Here is a 24,315-nt window from a genome sequence, read left to right as displayed (position 1 = left end):
AGTTTCTATAGCGAGTATGGTTATGCTTTAGAAGCAACTGCTTGTCTAGGCGTATGTTTTTCAATCTCTGCGATAAATACCTCCATAAACTTATCAACCATTCCCGGATGTTTGCCTGTAATTAAATGGCCATCTATAACTAATTCCGCCGTTGCATCACCTTCATAGATAATTTCAGCACCTGCATTTTCGACATCACATATAATGTTATGCGCACAGGTTACTTGCCGATTTTTCAACAAACTAGAATCAGCACATAAAAGCCATAAACTATGGCAAATCGTGCCTATTTTTAAATTTTCTGTAGCCATAGCTTTTCTCAAAAAGACGACAGCAGGCGCTTGATTTTTCTGTCCTTTTTTTACAGAAACTTGATATCTTAAGCGATCCATAGCATAAGCACCAATACAAATTACGCCTTTGTAATCCCCTGGATGGATATCATTTATTTCTGTTGTGACTATTACGTGATCTTCAACTATACCCGTATCTGGGTTACTACCAAAAGTTAACTGCGGATTACCCCAAAGATGAGAAGCATACTCTACTTGATAGCCTTCTTGAGGAAAATATTCATTGAATTTACGAAATTCAGTTTGGTCAAAATGCTCTTCAATTAAAACAGCAATTTTGCCTTTGATTGGTTGCCCAATTTTACTATTTACTACACCTTGAAAAGGTTGAGATGTCATATCAATTACCTTGAATATTATTGTTGTTGGAATAGAATTCAGGAATCAGAAACCAGAACTCAGAATTTATGACTTTGCGACGGTGAATGAATAAACGAGGTTAAAACTTCCTCCAAATTGAAAATTTGGATGTCTTTAATTAGTATCGGGGATGAATCCACTACTATATTGATTCTGGATTCTGATGTCTGACTTCTGAATTCTTCTTCAAAGAGTAATCAGTTTTACTAACTCAGGTGCAGCAAATACATCTCGGTAGAAAGTTAATTGTTCACTCTTAAAATAACAACCACCACGATGTCCTCGTCTTACCCAACAAACCATACCTTTGGCAAGAGTTTCATTAGTTTCATCGTCTTCACATTTCCATTCAAAGTGAACGAATTCACCCCAAAACTGGACTATTGGCCAACACATTGTGACATTAGGTTGTGCGATTAAAGCCCACCAATGTTGTTCTCGTTCTTTTTGTTCTTCTAGTCCATAAAATGGGCCATCTTGACAGAAGTATACCAAGTCTTGGCGATATTCGTCGGTCAAAATATCACCTCTACCTTGTCGTAGTGCTTCACAATGAGTAGGCCACCATTCTTTATTTTCTTGTTCTATTTGTTCTAGTGGATAATCAATACCAATCTGTGGTACTACAGCTTCTTTCATCTGCGCAAACTTTTCACCTAGCTGAATCAGTTTTTGCTTGATGTCATCCGCAACTAACCCAGGACGTGAATAGTCGGCAGCTAGTTCTTTGTAGTAGTTAATCCGCTTAATCATGCTTTTTCTCCTTGAGAATAATTGGAATTTATTTATGCAAGTTATCCAAGCAATATTGATGGAAATTGATATTGACTTTTATCAGCTTTAATAAAAGTCCTCAAAGGTTTTTGCTGGTAGCAGTTTTGAGGATGCCTGGAGTAGCTAGGAATTACGACAAATAATTAGAGCAATTCCATTGAACGCTTATGTTTCAATACTGCTGGAACACCGAATGCTGCTAAAACTAACAAACCCACTAAATTCTTGGGTTCATCAACAGTAGCCGTAGCTTGGCTGGGGACGAAAGCTAGAGCCTGACCATTCAAATTCGGATATTGAGCGAAGACATCAATAAATTCTCCTGTAGTTCCATTGAAGCGGACAACACTTCCTGTACCAGTGCTACTAACGTAGAGGTTATTATCTGGCCCAAAGCCTATACCTCTGGGACGACTTAGCCTCGGTCTTCCTTGTTCGTCTACGCCAGCATCGAGGACAGCTAACAAGTCTCCGGTTTGGCTGTCATAACGGCGAACAGTACCAACAGAGTTATTATTGCCAAATGGGAATTCACTACTGACATAGATGTCGCCATCTGGGCCAGTTATGAGATCTAGTGGACTAAGCTCAGGGTCGTTAACAAAATTAGCGTTTAGTAGCTCTCCAGTTTGACCGTTGAATTGTAAAATCGTACCTCCACCAGTGCCGGTAGTGGGGTCGGCTCCATTTCCCAAATAAAGGTTACCATTTAGCCCAAATGTGAATCCTCTGGGAAATGCTACTAGATTTGGTGGGATAAAGTTATCAATGAATTCCCCTGTTTGTCCATTGAAGCGCACGATAGTACGCAGGGAACGAGCGCCTACATAATAATTACCGTCCGGGCCAAATACGGAACCACCAGGATTGAGATTAGGGAAAGAAGCGAATGTTCCTAAGAAAGCTCCTGTTGTGGAGTTGTAGGTCAGAACTCTGTTATCTCCGCTGTTAACATAAACAACCTCTCCTCCTGGTTCTCTTAAGAGAATATCTCTAGGGTCAGTTACCCCACCGCCAACGGTAAATTGCCCTAGTAATCTGCCAGTCTGCCCATCAAATCGCAGTACTTGATTATTCCCATTGTTAGCAGCACTAGTAACCACTAAGTCTGACCGGAGTACAGCTGCATGTGCTGGTAGTGTATTCAGAAAAATCGTTGTTGCTAAACAACTTACCCAACCTAAACAACCTTTCCAATGTGGCAACAAGGCATCTTTGTACAATGAGTAAAATCGGTCATTCGTCGAAGTGCGAGCATTAATCATGATATCTATCCTGACGATTTTTGGAAGGTTGAATATCGTGTCCGACCGCAGGGTGCAAGGATGAAAGATAGAGAGTTTTGTTGTTCCTACACAGATACATCGAATAACAACTGATTAGCCAGACATGGTGTCAAGAAATTTCTATAACTTCCTCAGTCTCCAGAGTCCGAAGCGTTACGAATGTTACTCACCTTTGTAGTTTTTACAAAGTGGCGAGAACCATCAAACAACAAAATGGTTCAGTATTGATTTAAAAGCCAAATGAGAGAAATCCTCCATCTACTGCAATGCACTGCCCGGTGATGTAAGTTGCGATGGGCATACACAGAAATGCTACTAAACCTGCAACTTCCTCTGGTTCACCAACTCGCTTTAAGGGAGTATTAGCTAGAACTGAAGTCAAAACTTCTGGGTTGTTCAATAAGGGTTCAGTGAGTGGTGTACGAATAAACCAGGGTGCAACGGTATTGACTCGGATGCGATCGCCTGCCCATTCTACAGCTAAGGATTTAGTTAGTTGTACAAGTGCTGCTTTAGTCATTCCATAAGGTGTGCCGGTGCGAATTGAGGTTAATCCAGCGACGGAACCCACATTCACAATGCTGCTGTTTTCGCCAGCTTTCAGCAATGGATGAACCAGTCGGCACATTTCAAACACAGAGGTCAAATTAGTCTCAAAGATGTAGTCATACTCATCAGATGTGTATTCCACCACTTTCTTCCGGATATTCGTCCCCACATTATTGATGAGAATATCCAGTCCGGACAACTTCTCGCCAACTTGGTCAATAATCATCTGACGACCAGTGGGTGTTGCCACATCAGCAGCAATGCCATGTGCTAACCATCCTTGAGATTGCCAGGACTTCAGCAATTCCTCAACTGCTTCCGAATTACGGGCAACAATCATCACCTCCGCACCCAGTCCGAGAAACTCAACTGCGATCGCCAGTCCAATCCCCTTGGTTGCTCCGGTAATCAAAGCTTTTTTTCCCTGTAGTGTCCAGCGATCGCGTAATGTCTGTGCAAAAGAGTTATTCATAGTTGTCCGCTCACAAATTCAACTTAGACCTTGTTAAAAAACAACCTTGGCTTGATTGCATGAGAAATGTTTTCTCATTCAGCTTCCTAGATAGGAAATACTAAAAGTTGTTTTTTGACAGGCTTTTAGGGTTGCATTGCTGAGTAAGGAAAAAAGTACTGAGTTCTTTTAACTCAACGTGAGTCCGATGAGGGCTTTTTTGACCTCACCCCCAGCCCCTTTCCTACAAAGAGAGGGGAGTAAAACCTCATTGTTCATTGCTCCTTCCTCTCCTGACGGAGACCCTATGCAAACGCCTTTTAGGAGAGAGAGAGGCTGGTAGGGAGAGGTCTGTCGAATTCACGTTAACTCAGCACTCAGCACTCTTTATTGTTGAGCGTAGCGGAGGTCAGTTGCAGTAATTCCTTCCATTGCTAGACCATATCCTATGCCTTCGTTGACTAGGCGCTTCAGTCGTTGGGTTAGGGCAACACGGGTGTAGCGCAAAGTCAGGGTTGGTTGTTTTGCTAATTGTCTAGCCAACTCCCACGCACGTTCCATAAGTCTAGAAGACGGCAGAACCTCATTGACAACTCCTAATTCATAGGCTTTTTGGGCAGTTAGCGTTTCTTGAGTCAGCAAGAAGTAACGTCCGCGAGAGGGGCCTAATACCAATGGCCACAGCACATGTACGCCATCACCTGGAACTATCCCTGCATTCAGGTGCGGCATATCCTGAAAGGTTGCATTCTCCGACGCGAGAATAATATCTGTCGTGAGGATGTATTCGCTGTGCAGGAGGGCAGGGCCATTGACTGCTGAGATCATGGGAACTTCAATATCGAGTAGGTTTTGCAATACTTTCTTGCCTTCCCAATAAGTCTTGTCCCACTCACGCGGATTGGTGACATCGCCTAGACTGTTGAAGTCAATTTGAGCCATCCAGGAATCTCCTGTACCAGTCAAAATGACGACTCGATTGTCGCGATCGCGGCTGATGTCATAGAAAGCATCGGGAAATTCTCTGTGAGTTTGTCCAGTAAAGACAAAAGGCCCATTATTGGTGTGCATTCTGACTTCCAGAATTCCATTTTCATCACGGTAGAAGTGTAGGTTTTCGTATTTGCTGAAATAAGCGGGTTGAGTTTGAGTTAAAGTCATCATTGTGGCAATTCTCCAAAGTATATATAAGCCAACACAATCTGCTGATTTTGGTCAATCACAAAGGCCTCCGTACCACATACTATGCGGGTTAACCAAAAATCTCATTGAGGGTGCCAAAACAACCAGCAGCTTTATTGAAGCCTGCATAAACACACATGAATAGCAGGATTTCCTCGATTTCCTCGCGAGTCGCCCCTTGCTTAATCGCCATATTGACATGAGCGGCAAAAGGGCTACCCGGCCCTACTTGATCCTGATTCACAACATCAACTGCGATCGTGATCAAAGCTTTGGTTTTTTGGTCAATTAACGGCAGACCCCACGCTTCACCTGCTACACGAGTGCAAAAATCACCAAATTTTGGATTGATGTTTTTTAAGGCCTTCTGAAGTTCTTTATCGTCTAGAACTGCATTTTTGTCAACCATAATATCCTCAAAATATTACATTAATTTGTAGTAGATGGCAGTGCATAATCTACTTTGTTAACTTCATATACTCTAATGTTTGGCTCTCCATTAATAAACTCAGGAAATTTTTGCATCAGTCTTTCTAAATAAGGAGTTTTAAGGTGAAACTCAAGTGCTTCTCGGCTCTTCCATTCTTCAAAAAATATAAAGTGATTTTTGAGATTTAAATCTTCATAGAAACTGTAGCTAATCACCCCTGTCTCTGCAATCGTCGGCTCTACAACAGAAAGCGAATGCTCGATAAATTCTTCTCTTTTATCAGGTTTTATCTTGAATCTTGCAGCCACTACTAGCGGCACTTCGATTTTTTGTATTGTAGTTTTTGCTTGTTGTTTACTCATCACATAATTTATCAAGATAGCGCTTAAAACAATAAAAGAAATAAACAATATTTCAACAAAAAATTTAACTATTTCCTCAGAATTGGCAAATATTTGATTCAACATAATTAACATCCTGTTAAGAATTGTTTTTGGAGCTATCTAGTCTGACAATTTCAACACTTATGTAGACATTGGTTCTCAATTACATTCCCTGCCTGATCTCCTGTTGCATTCTAGAAGTACAGGTAAGATAGGCTTTGTTGCATGAATGAAAAAAATGACACACCAATTCAATATGAAATTAGAAATGCGTCCAACTTGGGTCACCCGACGCAGATTTTCATTTTTGGGATAGGACTATTGTTTTATTGTTTGGATGTTGTTGAATTTGTGGCTAGGAGGTGGAATTATAGCGTTCACACCTCGTTATCGTGTTCGGTGAAAGACTTATGATTAAGTCGCCTTGGTACAGGGGTGAAGGTTTTACCTTTGCTGCATAGATACTCCTGATAATACCTGAGCAACCAAATTATGCTGATCAATCTCCTCTGGTAAGTTAGGCAGTACTGTGCGATCGCCCACAGTATTAGTAGGATTAACTCTGGAGACGAAAAATCAAGGGTTTGAGCAAGGGTGTAAGGGTGGAGGGGTGTATGTATCCAGAACCCTTTCACCCCTAAACCCAATCTCCACAGACAATCTTTGTGCGTTAGTTCTGATTAGTTTAGTAGTCACCATTGCCACCAAAATTTCACAGGTTTCCATATCCACACTGGTAAAGTAAGTTTTCTATTTGTCAGCACAGCAATGCCTTGTGAGAAGCTATTCTCAACTGATGGGAGTGGGAGCGGCGAGGAATCTACCTCATTTAAAGTGCCATCCTGATTCACCTTGAGTATATGTAGTCCATTGCCCTCAACTGTATTGGGTGAGTTGCGGCGGTCAACAACTTGCAGAAATGATTCTGTTTCGTCTAGAGCTAGTTGGACTGCACTACCAACTCCGTTAAGTCTCACTCTTTGAATCTGTACTGGTGTGGTTGGATCTGCAAGATTATAAACAGTCACACTGTTGTCAACACTGTTTGTTGTGTAAAGACGGGTTCCAGCTTTGTTAGTAATGATCCAGCAGGGTGCCTGGCCAGAATTCGGTACGGTCTTGAGAAAGTTTAGCGCCCCTGTAGTTGGATTGTAGCTGTAGACTCCTAATCTATTGATTGTCACAAAACCAACATACAAAATTGGCAGTCTGGGGTGAACTTGAAGTCCCAGTGGTACAGGCGGTCTGCCAGTTCCAACAAATTCTGATGCAGGAAGCGGTAGTGGTGAATTCGGGCTTTCTAACAAGCGACCCTGCGGCAAAATCCTAAAAGACCGAAGCACACCAGCAAATTGGTCTGCACCAAATAGCAGCTGTTTGTTTGTTGAAACCAGTGCTTGAGTTGGGTCAGAGCCTAGTGGAAGTGAGACAGTAGACCAAGGAACTGGAATGAGCCTGCCTCTGGGAGTGACACGGAAGACAGTATAGTTAGGCAGGGAAGAACTTGCTTCTTGAGATGGGTTCTGAGGATCTCGATTCTTATTGACCACAAAAAGCAAATCATTTGCCAGACCCACGCTGACTGGGTTTGTTCCACCTGAAGGGAATGGAGAACCAGGCACTGGAGAAAGACTGCCATCGGGATCAATGTCAAAAACAGCGATGGTGTTCGATCCGGAGTTGACAGCAAAAAGACGGGTATGTTCAGGATTGACGATAATATTCTGATCTGAGCTAAAGATTTGCAGAGTTGTAAATGCAGGATCAGGAGCGATACCCGCGCCCCCAGTAGGAAAGGGGGAAGTGGGTAATGGTTTTAGGTTGCCATTGACATCACGCAGAAAGCCAAGAATAGAATTACCATTTTCGGTTGGAATGTTGCTTTCTGTATAGACAATACTAGTCTGAGGAGGCCGATATATGTGGTATGCGTGGGCAGAGTAACTGAGAAATGCACCTACAAGTAAGGCAGCTGTGAAACCAGTGATAAAGCAAATTATGCGAAGCCAGTGTTTAGCTAGGCGAGTGCTTTGAACGGGCATCATGAATTTCTCCTAATTAATTATCGGCAAGAGGTGTTTTAGATATGGTGTTAACTCTGGTTTAAATCCAGATTATGGATTGGGCGTTTGACAAAAATTGTTCAACATTTCTAGAACACCTTTAAGTTTTCAGTCCCGATAGATACTGGCAAATAGAGTAGTGGAAAAATAGTATGTTCACTTGATAGAGATTTTAATTATCAAGCTTTATTTGCATAGCAATTATTCAGAGTTTCTTCTAAACTCATTAAATAAGCATTTACGGCAATTGCAAGAGTTTACGCAAATAGATTTTGCGTAAATATCGTTGTATATGCTTATCTCTATTGACAGAACAGTAGAAATCTTAAAGAAGCAGCACTCATACGCTTATTAAGCGCAGAAAAATTCTACCAGCATTTTCCTGATTTTTTTCATAAAAAAAATCTTAAGACTGGCAATAACCATAAATTTTTAATTAACTAAAAAACCGCTTGTTTAATAAAAGTAAACATTTAGTATTTAATATTAATATATAAATTTATATATGATACAATTCTTCTAAATTTATAAGTTAGATTTAGGATATGTAAACACTTATCAATCATTCTAGTCTGTGACTTTATTTCAACAACAGGGAGCTTTTTTAGCCAAACATCATGGTGTTTGCTTAAAAATAAAAGTAATGACCTTACCTAAGTTCAATCGGCTTCATTTCGGAACAATATTGAGGTAGAAAGAAGATATATAACCTCATGTCTTCTCACTTTGGCCATAATTGCTGTACCTCTTTAGACAGATATATCAGGACGTTGTCCTGTCCTGTAAAATTACTCGGATACGTCCTGTTTGTTGGGCTTGTGCGGCTTCAAGCTCCATCATCTGTATATTAAGATTTGCGTAAAATACATAGTTGCAATTACTGCCGTTGTGATTAAGTTACTAGCTGAATACTAACCATAGACTAAACCCACACATATCCATATTATTCTTATATGGAACTTGAGTTTAACTGCCATACATCACTCTGATATATTTCAGTAAATACCAAAGATTGAAAATTACTAAGTTACATCAATTAATTTATCTTTACCTTAAAGACACGATATGCTATTGAGCGATCGCGCCCTAAGGTAATGGAATTTAACTTGATTTGAAACACAGCAACTTAGTCTAAGTTTATTGTTGGGAGTGAGGTAGATTCATGAGCAGAATTAATGGATTTGTGGGGCGGCGTAATTTTTTGAAATTAGCAGGTGTAAGTAGTGTTGCTATTGGTGCGAGTGCCGCTAGTAGTGTAGTTTGGCCAGAAGAACAAGCTATTGCCCAAAAACCATCTAATCCTGAGCTAAAGCCTCAAGAAGTAGATCCCCAAGCCGCTTTAAAAAGATTAATAGAAGGTAATCAAAGATTTGTAGAAGATAAACGCATGAATCCAAATCAATCAAAATTGCGTTTACAAGAAATTGCCCAGGGACAGTATCCGTTTGCAGCAATACTAGGCTGTGGAGATTCTAGAGTTCCAGCCGAAATTGTTTTTGATCAGGGATTTGGAGACTTATTTATTGTACGGGTTGCTGGTAATATTGTTAGCCCAGAAGCTATTGGCAGCTTAGAATTTGCCACAGCTGTATTAGGTGCGCCATTAATAGTAGTTTTAGGACATACAAAATGTGGTGCAGTCACAGCTGCTGTTAAAGGTGATCCTCTTCCTGGGAGAATTGGTGCTTTTGTGGAAGAAATAAAACCAGCCGTAGAAATGGTGAGAAATAAACCAGGTAATTTAGAAGAGAATTCTGTAATCGCTAATGTTCAATATCAGGTAAAAAGGTTAGAAGAAAGCTCAACAATCTTAAAAGGCCTGATCAAAGAAAAGAAACTAAAAATTGCTGGTGGTCGTTATGAGATAGCAACAGGAAAAGTCACATTGGTAGCTTGATTTGTTCCTCTGCTTGTCAATAAAGATTGCAAAATTTTAACAGCTTCAGATTATAGTCAATTTGAGTTGCTGAGTGGACATAATTACAAAAAGAAGAGTAGATATTATTTAGGATGGGTACGACTATGGCTCACCCTATTCATTTAGATGAGATTAACTAGAAAATGACAGAGTTTAGAGAATTACCAGAGTGGGAAAAAGCCCATGAACTCACAGTCGCTATCTATGAAATTACGAGAACCTTTCCAGAAACAGAATTATTAGGAATAACACAGCAAATTCGTTTAGCCTGTGCAGCTATTCCGATTAAAATAGCCCAAGGATGCGATCGCGAAGATAAGACCGAACAAATAAACTTGCTTCAGTTGGCAAAGGATGCAGCCATTGAAGTCGAATATTATCTGCTGCTCTGTTATGAGTTAGATATGCTCAATTCATCTGATTACGATCGCCTGATTAGCAGTGTAGTCGAAGTCAAGCAACTTTTAGTGTCGTTTATTGACAAGCAGAGTCGAAATTTTTGAATAAAGCAGTTATTCATCTCCTCCCAGAACACATCTCAATTATCCGCAGCCACGCCGAAAGCGCCTACCCTGACGAATGCTGCGGTATTATCCTTGGTTATCTAGACAACCAAACCAAAACGGTCGTAGAAATCATCCCCGCAGAAAACGCTTGGAGTGCTGAGTCGGAAAACTTCGCCAGCAACGAAACCCAATACAGCGAAACACAACGATATGCGATCGCACCCCAAGTTATGTTACAAGTACAAAAAACAGCGCGGGATAAGGCTTTAAATATTATCGGTATTTATCACTCCCATCCTGACCACCCTGCGATTCCTTCAGAATGCGATCGCCAGTATGCTTGGCCAGCATACTCGTATATAATAGTTTCCGTTCAAAATGGCAAAGCTGGTGAACTCCTAAGTTGGAGTCTTGACGACAATCATCAGTTTCAACCAGAAGCAATTGATACCATAAATTTAACTACTTAAGTTAAATAAAGACATCGTTTTTCGATAGGATTAATGATCCGCTCGTCCACAGCAAAACTGCTATGTTAAATCCCAATCTGGAAGAAATCCAGCTGACTAAAGACGACTACGAACGTTATTCCCGCCACCTGATTTTGCCAGAAGTCGGGGTAGAGGGACAAAAACGCCTGAAAGCGGCTAGTGTACTGTGTATCGGTACAGGCGGTCTCGGTGCGCCACTGCTGTTATATTTAGCAGCCGCAGGTGTTGGACGCATCGGTATTGTGGATTTTGATGTTGTTGATACTTCTAACCTGCAACGTCAAGTTATTCACGGTACTTCTTGGGTAGGTAAACCCAAAATTGAATCAGCAAAAAACCGCATTCACGAAATTAACCCTCATTGTCAGGTTGATTTATACGAAACTCGCCTGAGTTCCGAAAACGCCCTCGATATTATTCGGCCTTACGATATCGTGGTGGATGGTACTGATAACTTCCCCACCAGATATCTAGTTAATGATGCTTGTGTGTTGCTGAACAAGCCCAATGTTTACGGTTCAATTTTCCGTTTTGAAGGCCAAGCAACGGTGTTTAACTACGAAGGCGGGCCAAACTACCGCGACTTGTATCCAGAACCACCACCACCAGGAATGGTTCCCTCCTGTGCAGAAGGCGGCGTGTTGGGAATTTTGCCGGGAATTATAGGTGTTATCCAAGCCACGGAAACTGTCAAAATCATTCTCGGAAATGGCAATACTTTAAGTGGACGACTGTTGCTGTACAACGCCTTGGATATGAAATTCCGGGAATTGAAACTGCGTCCTAACCCCATTCGCCCAGTTATTGAAAAGCTGATAGACTACGAACAATTCTGCGGTATTCCCCAAGCTAAGGCAGAGGAAGCAAAACAGCAGCAAGAAATTGCGGAAATGACCGTTACAGAGTTGAAAGCATTGCTAGATAGCGGTGCAAAAGATTTTGTATTGTTGGATGTGCGTAACCCTCACGAATACGACATTGCTAAGATTCCTGGTTCGGTTTTAGTACCATTACCAGATATCGAAAATGGCGATGGCGTAGCTAAGGTAAAAGAAATCCTCAACGGTCATCGTTTGATTGCTCATTGTAAGATGGGCGGTCGCTCTGCTAAAGCCCTCAGCATTCTGAAGGAAGCAGGTATTACTGGTACAAATGTCAAAGGCGGTATTACCGCATGGAGTCGGGAAGTCGATCCTTCAGTTCCTGAATATTAACAATTCACCGTAGAGAAGACAGAGAAGATGAGGGAAGTAATTTATGTTACTTCCCATTTTTATTTTTGGCGTTGCATAAATGTGGGATGAATTTTCTCACGCAGAGGCGCAGAGAGAATAAAGAGTTGAATAGTTGAGTACTGGAAATTTCATCCCCTAATTTAGCAATGCCTTATTTTTATATCCCAATACAGTTCAGATAAGTTTTTTTGTCTTTTACTATTCCCTGTTCCCTGTTCCCTTGTTTCTACAGGAAAATTTCTTAACTGAACCGTATTGTTTTATATCCCGTAAGAACGGGGATAGGGTTTGAGAAGTGTCTTGGCCTTGTAAACATAAACAACGTTAACAGCCACACCACCGCGTCGAATGACAATTTTTTCAATCTCATCCAAGCTGCGAAAATGATTGCGATAACTAGCCATTAAGTCTTGTCTCAAATTAAAAGGCGCAGTAGTAATATACAATGCGTCTTTTCCTACCCATTGTTCAGCCTTAGACCAAAAAGCAAAGCCACGTATATCGTTACCAATATCAAAGCAAGTGATGGGAATTTGCGCTAAAGGTTGTAAAGACATGGCAATTGGGCCAGCTAAATAATAGCGATTGGTGAAGATAAAACTAGAATTTTGTAGCGCAGTTTTCAAAATTGCAGATTCATTAAAACTACGTCGTAGTTGCTGAATATCAATTAATTCTGTAGAAGGATCATTATTAACAGGCAAGAATCCGCCCATCAAAGCATATTGACTAGGTTTTTGTAAAATTCCAAGTGTCAATTGCAGCAGTAAAATTAGAACGATACTAGCCACCATAATTCCCGAACCGAAGAGCCATCGCTTTACCCAACGCCGGGATTTCTGCTCCCAAATAACAGCTTGTTGTCCTAGTAATAATGTGATTCCCCAAAATCCTGGCATTGCCCAAGCTGGCAGAATTTGCCTATATCCTCCAATAAAGGTGAATCCTAAAATTAAGGGTAGGGAAACCCATAGAATTAACAGTTTTGCTGTATTTGAATCATCTTTGTAAGAAAGTATTTTCTTAGAAAAAATTTGATTAATTTTTCTTAGCACTGGTTGCAAACTTATATGCCACAGAGGAAATCCTATGCTTGGGAATAAGTAGGCTACCTGAGTTAAATAAACTAATAATACATTCAGGAAATTGTAGCCAGTTTTAGGTACGGCTCGTTCTGATTGAAAACTAAACGATACCCAATCATGCTGCATATTCCACAACACAATTGGGGAGATGGTGATCATAAATAATCCTAAACTTAGCCATGCCCAAGGCGATCGCACAATAACCCGATGCTGTGGGCTGCTTAAACAAAAACCAACTAACCCTAGCCCCAAAATAAACCCATGATACTTGCTATTGCAGGCTAAACCGACCAAAATACCTAAAATGGCTAAACGGTAACTAGGAATATATGAATTAGAGTGACAAGATTCACCTTTTAATGGCTGACGGAGAAATTCAGCTACGGCACAATATAAACTAGCCGACCAGAAAAAGATTAATGGACTATCGGGTAAACTCAGAATACCAAAGCCAATTTGAAAAATTGGGCTGATGGTGGCAATTGCCAAAGTAAAAGCAGCAGCCTTGGCAGAAAATATTTTCTTACTAGTCAGATATAAGAATACCAAACTGCCTGTATAGCAAAGTATCGCTCCTAGACGAATGGTAAATTGTGATACTTCTCCAGTTAACCAAGGCCCAAAGCCAGTAGTGAGAGCAACCATCGCTGGATGATCAAAATAGCTCCAGTTAAGATGCAAACTGTAAAGGTAATAGTATGCTTCATCAAAGGTAGGGTAAAGCCAAAAAGCAATTGTGGCTCGAAACAACAATCCTCCGACTAACAAAAAAAGTACTGATTGATGAGGTTTTCTAGTCAACCACTTTTGAGCTATGTGCATTTATTTATATTTTGTTTTTAAGTATGCACCCCAAATCATAAACTCCAGTTTGCTTAAATAAATACCAAATTCCAAGAATCTCTTAAAAAACTACTCAATCATTGATTCTGACTTCAGAATTCTGAATTCTAAGTTCTTTTTTAATGACCTTTACCTGCACCCAAATACAATTCACCCACTTTTGGGTCTGTTAATAATTGTTGACCAGGGCCAGAAATCGCATCGCGTCCCGACTCTAGGACATAACCACGATGAGCCATTTCTAGGGCTTTACGAGCATTTTGTTCTACAAGTACGATCGCAGTACCACTCTGATTAATTTGTTTAATCTGCTCAAATACTTGGGTGACAAGAATTGGGGATAAAGCCGCAGACGGTTCGTCTAACAGTAATAAACTGGGTTCTAACATTAATGCTTTGCCCATTGCCAGCATTTGTCGTTCCCCACCTGAGAGTGTACCCGCCCGTTGACGACGGCGATCGCTCAACTTCGGAAACATGGCAAATATTTTATCTTTGATGGGTTTGAGCGGCGCATTACTTACAAACGCCCCCATTTCTAAATTTTCTTCCACACTCAAAGAAGGGAAAACATTGGCAATTTGTGGTACATAGCACATACCTTTCTTGACGATTTGATTTGACTTCAGTCCAGCAATATTCTCGCCCTTAAAGGTAATTGTGCCTGTATGCGGTGTTAAAAGCCCAAAAATTGTCTTTGCCAAGGTAGATTTCCCCGCACCGTTGGGGCCAATCACTGTCACTAATTCTCCAGGTTCTACCCGAAAGTTGACACCTTGCAAAATATCGACATCTTTGATGTAACCAGCATGGACATTTTTGACTTCTAGTAATGGGGCAGAGTTATTAACTGAACCTGACATACAATCCTTAAATTAATCAAATTTTATAATGCGATGTCTTCTGTGCGGGACGCTGCGCGTAGCTTGCTTTTCCGTAAGGAGTACGACAAGCCGCAGACCGTCTACGCGTAAATTTTATTTACCATAACCCCTGGAAAGAAAAAAACATAGGTCTTTTACCTATGTTCACTCACAAATACCAGATATAACTCTATTGAAAATTATTTAGACTTGTTTTTTCTTTTGTAACGAACTGCCAAGTATATTCCTGCCAAAGATAAAGCTGCGAGATTACTAGGTTCTGGAACTGGGCTGAGTGGCTGTGAAACAATAACTTCGCCAGTTACAACCTCACCATTATCACCGACTTCACCAATGTAAAGGTATAGTGGATTATCTAAAGCAACAGGACGTAACAGATTAAATGTTACCTGACCACGGTCTCCTAAGCTGACAAACCCGAACATTGTCCTAGGGTTAGTAGTGGAATTACCATCAAAACTTCCCAGGGTAGCTACAGCATTATTGATGTTACTCCCTGTAGTCCCAAACAATGCTGGAGCCGTAGGCGGGCGCTGGGTTCCAGGCGTGAAACTTGTGCCTGCGGAACTAAAATCAAACACATCTAATGATGAGATGGCATTAACATCTGCTGCACGGTTGACAGAAACGTAACTTAGTTTGATTGCATCTAAATCAAAGCCACTTACGTTGCCAGCAGACCCACCAGTGCCATTACTGTTATCTGTAATCACAATGGAAGTAATATCACCGGAATTTGCAGCAGGAATTTCGGCACGGAAAACAGCAGTAGTTGTGGGAGAACCACCAGTCACACCTGTTAGCTTAGTAAAGCCAAGAGCTATTGTTGCTGCTGTAGCACTTTGACTTGAGATCAAACTGATGGTTAACGTAGCTATACTAGACGTTAAAAACTTAACACTAGGAAAACTACTTAGTTCTTTCATGAATTTTGAGATGTTGTTCTAGGTAAAGGTAAATATTATTTATTTTTCAGATTTAGCCTAGGTGCTACCTGAGGTAATCAACTAGATAGCCTACCAATTTTTGCAAAAAATTTGTCAAGATTATATAAATTTTTGATGCGATACTGATTGCAGTTTTATGCTTGAATTCAAAAACAGGCATTGGATAAAATTCTCCAATGCCTGTTTGTTAAATGATGTTAAGTAGAAAGATTAGACTTATTGCAGAAGTCGGGAACAGGGAACGGGGAACGGGGAACAGCTCCAAGTTCTTCCTGTCGCCTATTGCCTGTTCCCTGCAAGAGTGCAAAAGTTGCTTTTGCAAGAGGCCTACTGAGCGACTTTAAAGTCTGTTCCCTGTTGCCTGTTCCCTGTTGCCTGTTCCCTGCTATAGCTTCTGAATTCTTCAAGGTGTTTTTTGCAAATCAGGTCGTTCTTCTGGAACGATCGCACCTTCTACCGGACATACTTGAATACATATCCCACAATCAATGCAGGTAGCAAAGTCAATCCAGTACCAATCGGTTCCTTTAACATTTTTGCCAGGCCCGTCATGGATACAAGCTACAGGACAAGCATCTACGCAGTCGGCAACACCTTCACAGACATCAGTAACAATTGTGTGTGGCATTTGATAGATTCCCTCTCTTTAATTATCAATAGTCAATAGAGTCAATAGTCAATAGTCAATGGTTTTTACTTTTGACCATTAACTCTGAACTATTGACTAACACTTTCTATTGTGGGTGAGCCGTCGGCTTTAATCCAAGCAATTTGGGCAATCCGGCGATCGCGGGCATATTGGCGAATGGCTTGTGCATCTCTGCCTCCTAGTTCCATTTCTACTATTACTAGATGAGTAGAATCACGGAGTTTTTGTGCATAGGCAAAAGCAGCTGCCTCAGCGTCTTCTGCTTCTGGTACTACTAACCAATTGCTGGCTGGGATATCTTGCGGTAATTGCTGGCTAGGTAAAAGAATTTGGTATAAATCTTCAATGTTGAGGACAAAACCAATTCCAGGGATGTTTTCGCCTTGAGGATGATAAAGTCCTAAAAGTTTGTCGTAACGACCACCCCGCCCTAAAACTCTGGCTGGGTAATCGTTATTACTCACAATTTCAAAGACAATACCAGTGTAGTAATCGATGGTTTGGATCAAACTGAGATCCAAAATTACAGGAACATTTCTTTCTACTTCCAGCAAATCTACCAGAGATTTGAGGTTATTAACTGCCTCTTGCTGTTGAGCATCTAAACCTAGACTACTGACTTTTTGTAATACATCTTGACTTTTGCCGCGCAGGTCGAGCATGATTCTGGCGCGATCGCGTAGGTCTTCAGTCAAAGGCAAAGTATCAATAGTCACGCGGTCAAGGTGAGCGATCGCCTGACGCACTTTGGTTTGTAAATTAGCCGGAAAAGCCTGCAACAGCGAGCGAGTGATTCCCGCTTCGCCTAAGACTAGACACCAGTCCCGCAAACCCAGCGCATCTAAACAATCACCCACCAACAGCAGAACTTCAGCATTTGCCCGCAATCCACCCACGCCTAAAAGTTCTACACCAGCTTGATAAAATTCTTGCTGATGATTGTGGCGATTTTCCCAAATGCGCCGGAAGACGTTGGCATTATAGTAAAGTCGTTGCGGATAGGTGACACCTGCCATACGCGTCACTACAGCACGCGCAATGGAAGCGGTTAGTTCTGGACGCAGCCCTAATTCTTCATCTTCAGAATTTTGCAGTTGAATCACCATCTGGCGTTGAATTGCTTCTCCCGCCATCAAGGTGTCCATACGTTCCAGCGTTGAGGTAATAATCTTGTGATATCCCCAACGATGGAACACTTGCTGTAACCTGTCTTCAATCCAGCGTTTTTGAGCTACATCTAAAGGTAATAAATCCCTTGCTCCCGCTGCTGGTTGATACACCATTATTTTTTATTCCCACCAAACAAACCACCAAATAAACCTCCACCCCCAGATTTATCTGGTTGTTTATTCCCAGTTTTGGCAGATGGAGTCGCTTTAGCACCACTGGATTGTTGTCCCAAAGCTTTATCTATTTTAGGTTTCCATGACAACGCTATTTGGTCATTTGGGTCTAATTTTAAAGCATTGTCAAAATGAATCTTGGCCATTTTCAGCTGATTTTGCTTTAAGTAGACTAAACCAATCAAGCTATGACAGCGGCCACTCTTGGGTGCGAGTTTCAGCGCATCCTGTAACTCGACTTTGGCTTGAGCAAATTGGTTTTTATCAATTAAAGTTTGCGCCCGCCGAATATATTGTTCTGCTGCTGAGTCTTCTTTTGCTGCTGGCGGTGGTGGCGGTGCAGTGGCTGTAGTTGAGGGTGTGTTAGCAGTTGGAGCAGGTTTAGGTGCAGGCGGTGGGCTAGAGAAAGCTTTACCCGCACTCCGCATTAAATAAACTAAGTTCAACTCGCTAATGTGAGCAATGATAGGTATTACTTGCTGTAAGGAATTGAATTGAGTTTCAGCAATTTTAGCGATCGCACTTTTATAGGAATGATCAATATTAGGAGCAGCTGCCAGCTGTCTGGCTAAATCTGTGGTAAGTTCTATCGAAGCTGAATCTTGTACCAAACGCTTACCCATCTGCGACAAAATTATCATGTATTCTGTGCGGCTGCGATCGTTAGATAGCGCTTCATAAGCTGGGTTAACCAACTTAGATAATAATTCACTAGCCAGCTTTTTCTCCGCAGGAGTGGCAGAAGCGTTGCTGTCAGGATGCAGGCGACGAGCAATTTGCAGATAACGCTTACGGATATCTTTCACATCCGCATCCACTGAAACGCATAAAACTGCGTGATGATCTATAAAATCATATTTAAACAATCCACGATCTATCTTTAGCGACATAGGTCGGTTTTGCACCAAAAGAGTCATAAGATTCCTTCTAGTTTACTTCGCTAGATCAGTGGATCGTCAGTAGCAATTTTTCATTTATATGACTTATGCACAAAGATTATTTATGGAAATTAGATATCAGGCTGTGAGGATGATGAGGCGTAAGGATTTTATTCAATTATACTCTACATCCTGAGTATAAACACTGAATTTTTCGTATTACAGCGTCAATCCTGTGAATAGCGGTATGATTGTAGGGTGGATAATGCCTTCTCCGCAACAGGCTAAGCCAACGAGCTATGTACTTCATACACAAGAAAACTTTTGTATGTTCTTATGGAAGTGATGCAAGAGCGATATTACTAGCTTAAATATCGCATTACAATTGTTTCTAACTGAACTATCCGAATTGGCTGCAAAATATAGTCATATTTATCTGCTGTTAGCTTTTTAAATTCTGACAAGTCATCTTTTTTAACACCAATAAACACTACAGAAGTATTTGCTAATTCAGATTCTTGCCTCAAAGTTTGCAGCAAACCTAACCCGCTACTCAGTAAAAAGTATGCATCTAGCAAAATTAAATTTGGCTGAAAGTTTTTGACTCTTTCCAATATTTTATCTACATTATCTATCCACTCAACTTTGTAGCCAACTATTTGCAGATAATCTTGCAAAAATATAGCTGTGTTTTCTTCAGGCTCAGCCAAAAGAATACGTTTTTTATGTAAGTGAATTGGTGATGAAGCTAATTTATTGGCATCTTCATCTCTCACATTTATCTCTGTTATTAAATCTATTTGATCTGGTAGGAATAGAATAAAACGACTTCCTTCGCCCAATTTTGATTCAACTGTCACATCTCCACCATGCAGGCGTGCTAATTTTCGTGTTAATGCTAAGCCTAATCCCGTACCTTCATACTGACGATTTAATTGGCTGTCTAACTGTTGAAATGGTTCAAAGAGAAATTGAAATTGATTACTATCTATACCAATCCCAGTATCTGCAACAGTAAAAGTAATACCTTCAGGTACTTTTTTAATTTCTAAACTCACCTGACCGGCTGGTGTAAATTTAATAGCATTAGTCAGCAAGTTAATTAGCATTTGTTTGATCCGCCGTGTATCTCCAATACAGGTATCAGCCTGTGGATCAATTTCACTGATAAGTTTTAATCCTTTTTCTGTAGCCTGATCACGCACTGTTGAAAGAGCATAATTACATAAATCTACTACTGACACAGGCGATAAATTTAATTCTTCTTTGCCTGTTTCTACTTTCGATAAGTCAAGAATATCGTTAATAATTGCTAGTAGGTGTTCTCCACTACTATATATACAACTAATATATTCTTGTTGTTTCTCATTCAAAGAACCAACCATACCTTGTTGCAATAACTGTGATAAGCCCATAATTGCATTCAAAGGAGTTCGCAATTCATGGCTCATGGTGGCTAAAAATTCGCTTTTTGCTCTGTTACCTGCTTCTGCGGCGGCTTGAGATGTACGCAGTTGTAACTCTGCTTGTTTGCGGTTAGTAATATCTTCAATAATTGCCAGTAATAACTCTGGTGTACCATTACTCCCAGGAATCATCGAAATCGAGAGGTTAGTCCAAACTAACTGACCATTTTTGTGGCGGAAATGTCTTTCGATTTCAATGCGATCGCACATTCCTGATACTAGTTGTTTATAAACTTCTAAATCTTCTCTCTGGTGGGAGACATAATCGGTGAAGCACTTACCGTATAGTTCTTCTCTGGTGTATCCCAGCATTTGACACAGCGCCGGATTAATATCTACTATCTGGGCTTTCATATCTGCAAGTCCGATACCGATAGAAGAACGCTCAAAAATTGCTCGAAATTGTGCTTCACTTTTTCGGAGAGCTTCTTGTACAATGTGGCGATCGCTGGCTTCGATTGCTAGTGCTACAAAATCGGCAATTGAACTTGCAAAATTTTCTTCTTCTACAGTCCACTGGCGCATTTCACCAAAGTGTTCATGGCATACTACTCCTACCACACGCCCTCCCAGCCAAATTGGTGCATCTAATAATGATGTGATGCCAAATACTTTTAAATAAGATGACAATAATTCTTGGGTTCTCTGGTCATGAATTGCATCATTTACTGCCAGACTGCGCTCCATTTCCAAACTTTGGAAATAATTAGGATAACTTGCTTTTAATAAAGTCTGACCTGATGTGTGGGTGTGATTACTAAAATCATACAAATTAATACATTCAATTGCGGTGCAATCTTGAGTGTATAACCAGATTCCAACTCGCTCAACAGCAAGGGTTTTTGCTGCTACTTCGGTAATTTCTTGTAATGTTTCCTGAAGATTACCTTTTTGGAATGTCTTACTCCTTGCCAACTGCACTAGGGATTGAATTTGTTTGCGCTGCTCGTTGTGTATAATTTGCACAATTTCTGGTTTACTATCATTCACTACTGCCAACTGCATCTGTTACACCTGTTAAGTAATTACCATGTCCAGCGGAGCTATTATAGAAACATAACCGTCTTTCATAAATACAATTACTCCACAGGATTTTTCATACCCGGATAGTATATTTTTTTTCATCAAAATTTTTGGTATACGTGAAATACCTATCACTAAAATTACATCCTGATAAATTATCCACGTTTGCCAATCATCTAGTATGTAAGTAGGCGCGTAATGGCTGTTTGTTAAAAATTTAAGAATTTGCAGAGATAACTTCCATATAGCTACTATGCTATTGATAAGCTCATACACTTTTAAATTGCACCTTTTTCAGGAAATATTATTTATGCTTACAACCCAATAGCACAAAAGGCACGAAAATAGCATCAATCCTAAAGAAGATATAGTCATCCGATTTTATTCCTGAATTACTTGTAGAGGCAAGGAACAGAGAACGGGCAACAGGCAACAGGAAAGAAATAATCAAGGTCTACTTATTTTTTTTAAATTGAATATGAGTTCTATATTTTATTAAGGGATAGATAATAAACTGCGAGACTATATTGATTTATGTAAATTTCATAAATGTCAATTTACTAATTGAATCATGACTGTAATAACTTTAGGCATTCTCCTACAGAAAGATACCTAATTATTTAAAGTTTGTAAAAATTGAACTGGAAGCAGCTGTTGTGGAGATGCAGCAATGACCAACAACAATATTAGAATTGTTTCTTTGATACCAAGCGCAACGGAAATTTTAGCAACACTAGGTTTAGCTGATGCTATTGTAGGGCGATCGCACGAGTGTGACTATCCTCCAGATATCCAAAATCGTCCTGTCTGCACAGAAGCCCGTTTTAAAACTGATGTGCCTAGCAGCGACATTCACAATAAAGTCAATAATTTGTTGCAATCAGCACTTAGTATTTATCACATCAAAACCGATATATTAGAGCAGTTACAACCTACCCACATTCTTACTCAAGACCAGTGTGATGTCTGTGCGGTTAGCTTACAAGAAGTGGAAAAAGCAGTTGCTAATTTTGTCCCAACTTCACCAAAAATTATTTCTTTACAACCTAATCATCTTGAGAATGTCTGGGCTGATATTGAACGAGTAGCTCATGTTTTTGATGTAGACTCAGTAAAAATACTGGAAAATTTAGAAGCGCGAGTTAAAATTCCTCAGCAAAGAATTCAGGGACTTTCACTCACAGAATTACCCACAGTTGCTTGTATCGAGTGGACAGATCCTTTGATGACAGGCGCAAACTGGATTCCAGAATTAGTCAACTTGGCGGGTGGACAATCATTGTTTAGTGTTCCAGGCAAACCTTCGGTACCCTTGGAATGGGATGCACTCATAGCGAGAAATCCCGATGTGATTGTGTTTATGCCTTGTGGCTTTGATTTAACTCGCACTCGCCAAGAGGCTGAGTTATTAACTCAACGTTCAGAATGGCAAAAACTCCATGCCAGCCAATCTGGTAGAGTGTACATAACTGATGGCAATTCTTACTTCAACCGTCCAGGGCCACGACTGGTAGATTCTTTGGAAATTTTGGCAGAAATTTTGCATCCAGAAATCTTTGACTATGGTTACAAAGGCACAGGCTGGGAACCTTTGTAAAAAAATACTAGTTTTAGTCCCTCTGGTTATCTTTGCTTGGCTGCGTTATTTAACCATTCAATTAAAGGTCTTAAAGTTCCTGGTAAGGCTGCTTCACTAACAGTCACGGTGTGCTGTTTATCGTTGTCTTCTACAGTTAACCTATACTGAAAGCGATCGCTTTGGGGATTAGGAGAAGGAATTTGTGCAGGTAACTGAAATAAATCAGCAGCTTGAACTAATAATGGTAGTTCTTTAGCTTCCTTTGCTGGAAGAGTATTAGTATCAACGGTTGTTTTTCTTGTTATCCCAGCAAAGCCGCCTGTGCGTTCAAATGTGATTCGCATTGTTTTGCTCTTTGTTATATACAAAAACTGGGAGACATAACTATCATCTCCCAGTTTAGCAACAATGAAAAACACAGTAAAAATTCCCAATGATCAATCAGGAATCATCCAGCTATTGTTGATTCATAATTGATCATTACTACCAGCTAAATTACTCCTACCTTTTGCCAAGCATTCTGCACAGCTTTTTGTTCTAGACTATCAGTATCGTAGAGTTCTCCCGCCACTTGGATAGTGATGTTAGCTGCTGTTTTAAATTGTGCTTGGTTACGCAAGCGATCGCGCAAAGCAATATACCAGATTTTACCTGCTTTTTCCCAAGCATAACCCCCAATCTCAACAGCTGCTAAATAAAAAGCATAGTTAGGGATACCTGAATTAATATGCACACCAGCATTATCTTCCCAACCAGTATACTTATCACGCATATGTGCTGGTTGGGGATCTTTGCCCAAAACAGGATCATCATATGCTGTTCCTGGTGCTTTCATTGAACGAATACCAATGCCCTTAACATCAGGTGCTAAAAGACCTTCACCAATAATCCAGTCTGCCTGATCTGCTGTTTGGTTTTTTACCTTCTGCTTCACCAAAGAACCAAAAACATCCGAAAATGACTCATTTAGCGCCCCTGGTTCCCCATAATATTGCAAACCAGCTTCATATTGAGTCACCCCATGAGTTAACTCATGCCCAATAATATCAATACACTTAGTAAATCGCTGAAACAGTTCTCCATCACCATCTCCATAGACCATTTGGTCACCGTTCCAAAAGGCGTTATCATACTTCACGCCATAATGTACGGTAGAATCTAGACGTAAACCCTTGTCATCAATAGAGTTTCGTTCAAACACCTCATAATACAAGTCATAAGTCGCACCAGCAGCATCATAAGCTTCATTCACCGCTTCATCAGTGCTAGGAGGATCTCCCTCACCACGTACCAGAGTACCTGGAAGTTGTTGTCCATTTTTGGCATCGTAGATAGTACGCCGCTTCTCACCAGGAGAAGGAGAGAAGAAAATACTCCCTATAACATCACGCCGTCCTCGTAACTGTGCCGAAACATTTAATGTATGAAACGCCCATGCACGTTGCTGAGGATTACCATTCACCGCCACATGTTCCAACATATGCGGCGGGATAATACAACAGATAGGGCATCTAGTATGCAGTAAATCTTGAAATTTAGAACCAGATGATTTTTTCTTACGAGCCATCTGATATCTTCTCCTTAAAAACTAAGTGATGGTCAATGTTGGCATCAACTCCACGGTGAAAAGAAATAGA

The 24,315-nt window shown here is 40.5% G+C and carries 22 protein-coding genes; 5 read left to right on the top strand and 17 right to left on the bottom strand.

Going from position 1 to position 24,315, the window contains the following annotated elements; all coding sequences use genetic code 11:
* Nucleotides 1-20 precede the first annotated feature (20 nt).
* The 8 genes from ACMX3D_RS01640 to ACMX3D_RS01605 form a co-directional block, all read right to left on the bottom strand.
* The gene (locus ACMX3D_RS01640; RefSeq protein ID WP_482749758.1) at nt 21-692 is read right to left on the bottom strand and encodes a DJ-1/PfpI family protein; all 672 of its coding nucleotides are present in this window, start codon (nt 690-692) and stop codon (nt 21-23) included.
* A gap of 207 nt (nt 693-899) precedes the next feature.
* Entirely contained in the window at nt 900-1,466 is a 567-nt protein-coding gene (locus tag ACMX3D_RS01635; RefSeq protein WP_482749757.1) for a hypothetical protein, read from the bottom strand.
* A gap of 164 nt (nt 1,467-1,630) precedes the next feature.
* On the bottom strand, nt 1,631-2,752 hold the full coding sequence (locus ACMX3D_RS01630) for a Vgb family protein (RefSeq protein WP_482749756.1): 1,122 nt from the start codon (nt 2,750-2,752) through the stop codon (nt 1,631-1,633).
* Between the two features lie 250 nt (nt 2,753-3,002).
* Nucleotides 3,003-3,794, bottom strand: a complete 792-nt coding sequence (locus ACMX3D_RS01625) for an SDR family oxidoreductase (RefSeq protein ID WP_482749755.1) — start codon at nt 3,792-3,794, stop codon at nt 3,003-3,005.
* Between the two features lie 366 nt (nt 3,795-4,160).
* A complete protein-coding gene (locus ACMX3D_RS01620; protein WP_482749754.1) occupies nt 4,161-4,937 on the bottom strand; it encodes an enoyl-CoA hydratase/isomerase family protein in 777 nt (258 codons plus the stop codon).
* Nucleotides 4,938-5,025: 88 nt separating this feature from the next.
* Nucleotides 5,026-5,364, bottom strand: coding sequence for a carboxymuconolactone decarboxylase family protein (locus ACMX3D_RS01615; protein WP_482749753.1), 339 nt, complete (start codon nt 5,362-5,364; stop codon nt 5,026-5,028).
* A gap of 20 nt (nt 5,365-5,384) precedes the next feature.
* On the bottom strand, nt 5,385-5,852 hold the full coding sequence (locus ACMX3D_RS01610; protein ID WP_482749752.1) for a putative quinol monooxygenase: 468 nt from the start codon (nt 5,850-5,852) through the stop codon (nt 5,385-5,387).
* Between the two features lie 608 nt (nt 5,853-6,460).
* Nucleotides 6,461-7,813 carry a lactonase family protein gene (locus ACMX3D_RS01605; RefSeq protein ID WP_482749751.1) on the bottom strand — a complete coding sequence of 451 codons (1,353 nt, stop codon included), beginning with the start codon at nt 7,811-7,813 and terminating at the stop codon, nt 6,461-6,463.
* Nucleotides 7,814-8,993: 1,180 nt separating this feature from the next.
* On the opposite strand from ACMX3D_RS01605, the gene ACMX3D_RS01600 reads away from it, so the two are divergent.
* From ACMX3D_RS01600 to moeB, 4 genes are all read left to right on the top strand, one after another.
* On the top strand, nt 8,994-9,728 hold the full coding sequence (locus tag ACMX3D_RS01600) for a carbonic anhydrase (protein ID WP_482749750.1): 735 nt from the start codon (nt 8,994-8,996) through the stop codon (nt 9,726-9,728).
* Between the two features lie 164 nt (nt 9,729-9,892).
* A complete protein-coding gene (locus tag ACMX3D_RS01595; protein ID WP_482749749.1) occupies nt 9,893-10,252 on the top strand; it encodes a four helix bundle protein in 360 nt (119 codons plus the stop codon).
* A complete protein-coding gene (locus ACMX3D_RS01590) occupies nt 10,249-10,725 on the top strand; it encodes a M67 family metallopeptidase (protein ID WP_482749748.1) in 477 nt (158 codons plus the stop codon). The genes ACMX3D_RS01595 and ACMX3D_RS01590 overlap by 4 nt, the downstream gene beginning before the upstream one ends.
* 62 nt (nt 10,726-10,787) lie before the next feature.
* Nucleotides 10,788-11,960, top strand: a complete 1,173-nt coding sequence (gene moeB, locus ACMX3D_RS01585; RefSeq protein ID WP_482749747.1) for a molybdopterin-synthase adenylyltransferase MoeB — start codon at nt 10,788-10,790, stop codon at nt 11,958-11,960.
* 281 nt (nt 11,961-12,241) lie between these two features.
* On the opposite strand, the gene ACMX3D_RS01580 is transcribed toward moeB, so the two are convergent.
* From ACMX3D_RS01580 to ACMX3D_RS01550, 7 genes are all read right to left on the bottom strand, one after another.
* On the bottom strand, nt 12,242-13,888 hold the full coding sequence (locus ACMX3D_RS01580) for an ArnT family glycosyltransferase (protein ID WP_482749746.1): 1,647 nt from the start codon (nt 13,886-13,888) through the stop codon (nt 12,242-12,244).
* Between the two features lie 140 nt (nt 13,889-14,028).
* Nucleotides 14,029-14,772: an ABC transporter ATP-binding protein gene (locus tag ACMX3D_RS01575; protein WP_482749745.1), complete on the bottom strand. Its 744-nt coding sequence runs from the start codon at nt 14,770-14,772 to the stop codon at nt 14,029-14,031.
* Nucleotides 14,773-14,972: 200 nt separating this feature from the next.
* Nucleotides 14,973-15,719 carry a PEP-CTERM sorting domain-containing protein gene (locus ACMX3D_RS01570; RefSeq protein ID WP_482749744.1) on the bottom strand — a complete coding sequence of 249 codons (747 nt, stop codon included), beginning with the start codon at nt 15,717-15,719 and terminating at the stop codon, nt 14,973-14,975.
* Nucleotides 15,720-16,143: 424 nt separating this feature from the next.
* On the bottom strand, nt 16,144-16,368 hold the full coding sequence (locus tag ACMX3D_RS01565; RefSeq protein WP_169217168.1) for an indolepyruvate ferredoxin oxidoreductase subunit alpha: 225 nt from the start codon (nt 16,366-16,368) through the stop codon (nt 16,144-16,146).
* A gap of 89 nt (nt 16,369-16,457) precedes the next feature.
* Complete coding sequence (locus ACMX3D_RS01560; RefSeq protein WP_482749743.1) at nt 16,458-17,672, bottom strand: ATP phosphoribosyltransferase regulatory subunit; 1,215 nt, start codon at nt 17,670-17,672, stop codon at nt 16,458-16,460.
* The gene (locus ACMX3D_RS01555) at nt 17,672-18,622 is read right to left on the bottom strand and encodes a J domain-containing protein (protein WP_482749742.1); all 951 of its coding nucleotides are present in this window, start codon (nt 18,620-18,622) and stop codon (nt 17,672-17,674) included. Before ACMX3D_RS01555 ends, ACMX3D_RS01560 begins: the two co-directional genes overlap by 1 nt.
* Before the next feature lie 350 nt (nt 18,623-18,972).
* Nucleotides 18,973-21,081, bottom strand: a complete 2,109-nt coding sequence (locus ACMX3D_RS01550) for an ATP-binding protein (protein ID WP_482749741.1) — start codon at nt 21,079-21,081, stop codon at nt 18,973-18,975.
* Between the two features lie 688 nt (nt 21,082-21,769).
* On the opposite strand from ACMX3D_RS01550, the gene ACMX3D_RS01545 reads away from it, so the two are divergent.
* Nucleotides 21,770-22,696 (top strand): cobalamin-binding protein, encoded by a 927-nt coding sequence (locus ACMX3D_RS01545; protein ID WP_482749740.1) that lies wholly within the window; start codon nt 21,770-21,772, stop codon nt 22,694-22,696.
* Between the two features lie 26 nt (nt 22,697-22,722).
* Here ACMX3D_RS01545 and ACMX3D_RS01540 read toward each other — a convergent pair whose 3' ends face one another.
* Both ACMX3D_RS01540 and ACMX3D_RS01535 read right to left on the bottom strand, forming a co-directional pair.
* Nucleotides 22,723-23,022 carry a protealysin inhibitor emfourin gene (locus ACMX3D_RS01540; RefSeq protein ID WP_482749739.1) on the bottom strand — a complete coding sequence of 100 codons (300 nt, stop codon included), beginning with the start codon at nt 23,020-23,022 and terminating at the stop codon, nt 22,723-22,725.
* A gap of 146 nt (nt 23,023-23,168) precedes the next feature.
* On the bottom strand, nt 23,169-24,245 hold the full coding sequence (locus tag ACMX3D_RS01535; RefSeq protein WP_482749738.1) for a M4 family metallopeptidase: 1,077 nt from the start codon (nt 24,243-24,245) through the stop codon (nt 23,169-23,171).
* Nucleotides 24,246-24,315: the final 70 nt, after the last annotated feature.

Source organism: Anabaena sp. TISTR 8404 (assembly GCF_056847745.1).
Note: the sequence above shows the minus strand (reverse complement) of the source record. Positions and strands in the feature narration are given on the sequence as shown.

What these genes read in the sequence shown, in the direction of transcription:
- ACMX3D_RS01620 (WP_482749754.1), bottom strand. Translation starts at nt 4,937, where the DNA reads ATGATGACTTTAACTCAAACTCAACCCGCTTATTTCAGCAAATACGAA.
- ACMX3D_RS01595 (WP_482749749.1), top strand. Translation starts at nt 9,893, where the DNA reads ATGACAGAGTTTAGAGAATTACCAGAGTGGGAAAAAGCCCATGAACTC.
- ACMX3D_RS01635 (WP_482749757.1), bottom strand. Translation starts at nt 1,466, where the DNA reads ATGATTAAGCGGATTAACTACTACAAAGAACTAGCTGCCGACTATTCA.
- ACMX3D_RS01640 (WP_482749758.1), bottom strand. Translation starts at nt 692, where the DNA reads ATGACATCTCAACCTTTTCAAGGTGTAGTAAATAGTAAAATTGGGCAA.
- ACMX3D_RS01600 (WP_482749750.1), top strand. Translation starts at nt 8,994, where the DNA reads ATGAGCAGAATTAATGGATTTGTGGGGCGGCGTAATTTTTTGAAATTA.
- ACMX3D_RS01570 (WP_482749744.1), bottom strand. Translation starts at nt 15,719, where the DNA reads ATGAAAGAACTAAGTAGTTTTCCTAGTGTTAAGTTTTTAACGTCTAGT.
- ACMX3D_RS01535 (WP_482749738.1), bottom strand. Translation starts at nt 24,245, where the DNA reads ATGGCTCGTAAGAAAAAATCATCTGGTTCTAAATTTCAAGATTTACTG.
- ACMX3D_RS01575 (WP_482749745.1), bottom strand. Translation starts at nt 14,772, where the DNA reads ATGTCAGGTTCAGTTAATAACTCTGCCCCATTACTAGAAGTCAAAAAT.
- ACMX3D_RS01580 (WP_482749746.1), bottom strand. Translation starts at nt 13,888, where the DNA reads ATGCACATAGCTCAAAAGTGGTTGACTAGAAAACCTCATCAATCAGTA.
- ACMX3D_RS01615 (WP_482749753.1), bottom strand. Translation starts at nt 5,364, where the DNA reads ATGGTTGACAAAAATGCAGTTCTAGACGATAAAGAACTTCAGAAGGCC.
- ACMX3D_RS01625 (WP_482749755.1), bottom strand. Translation starts at nt 3,794, where the DNA reads ATGAATAACTCTTTTGCACAGACATTACGCGATCGCTGGACACTACAG.
- ACMX3D_RS01560 (WP_482749743.1), bottom strand. Translation starts at nt 17,672, where the DNA reads ATGGTGTATCAACCAGCAGCGGGAGCAAGGGATTTATTACCTTTAGAT.
- ACMX3D_RS01550 (WP_482749741.1), bottom strand. Translation starts at nt 21,081, where the DNA reads ATGCAGTTGGCAGTAGTGAATGATAGTAAACCAGAAATTGTGCAAATT.
- ACMX3D_RS01605 (WP_482749751.1), bottom strand. Translation starts at nt 7,813, where the DNA reads ATGATGCCCGTTCAAAGCACTCGCCTAGCTAAACACTGGCTTCGCATA.
- ACMX3D_RS01545 (WP_482749740.1), top strand. Translation starts at nt 21,770, where the DNA reads ATGACCAACAACAATATTAGAATTGTTTCTTTGATACCAAGCGCAACG.
- ACMX3D_RS01610 (WP_482749752.1), bottom strand. Translation starts at nt 5,852, where the DNA reads ATGTTGAATCAAATATTTGCCAATTCTGAGGAAATAGTTAAATTTTTT.
- ACMX3D_RS01540 (WP_482749739.1), bottom strand. Translation starts at nt 23,022, where the DNA reads ATGCGAATCACATTTGAACGCACAGGCGGCTTTGCTGGGATAACAAGA.
- ACMX3D_RS01630 (WP_482749756.1), bottom strand. Translation starts at nt 2,752, where the DNA reads ATGATTAATGCTCGCACTTCGACGAATGACCGATTTTACTCATTGTAC.
- moeB (WP_482749747.1), top strand. Translation starts at nt 10,788, where the DNA reads ATGTTAAATCCCAATCTGGAAGAAATCCAGCTGACTAAAGACGACTAC.
- ACMX3D_RS01565 (WP_169217168.1), bottom strand. Translation starts at nt 16,368, where the DNA reads ATGCCACACACAATTGTTACTGATGTCTGTGAAGGTGTTGCCGACTGC.
- ACMX3D_RS01555 (WP_482749742.1), bottom strand. Translation starts at nt 18,622, where the DNA reads ATGTCGCTAAAGATAGATCGTGGATTGTTTAAATATGATTTTATAGAT.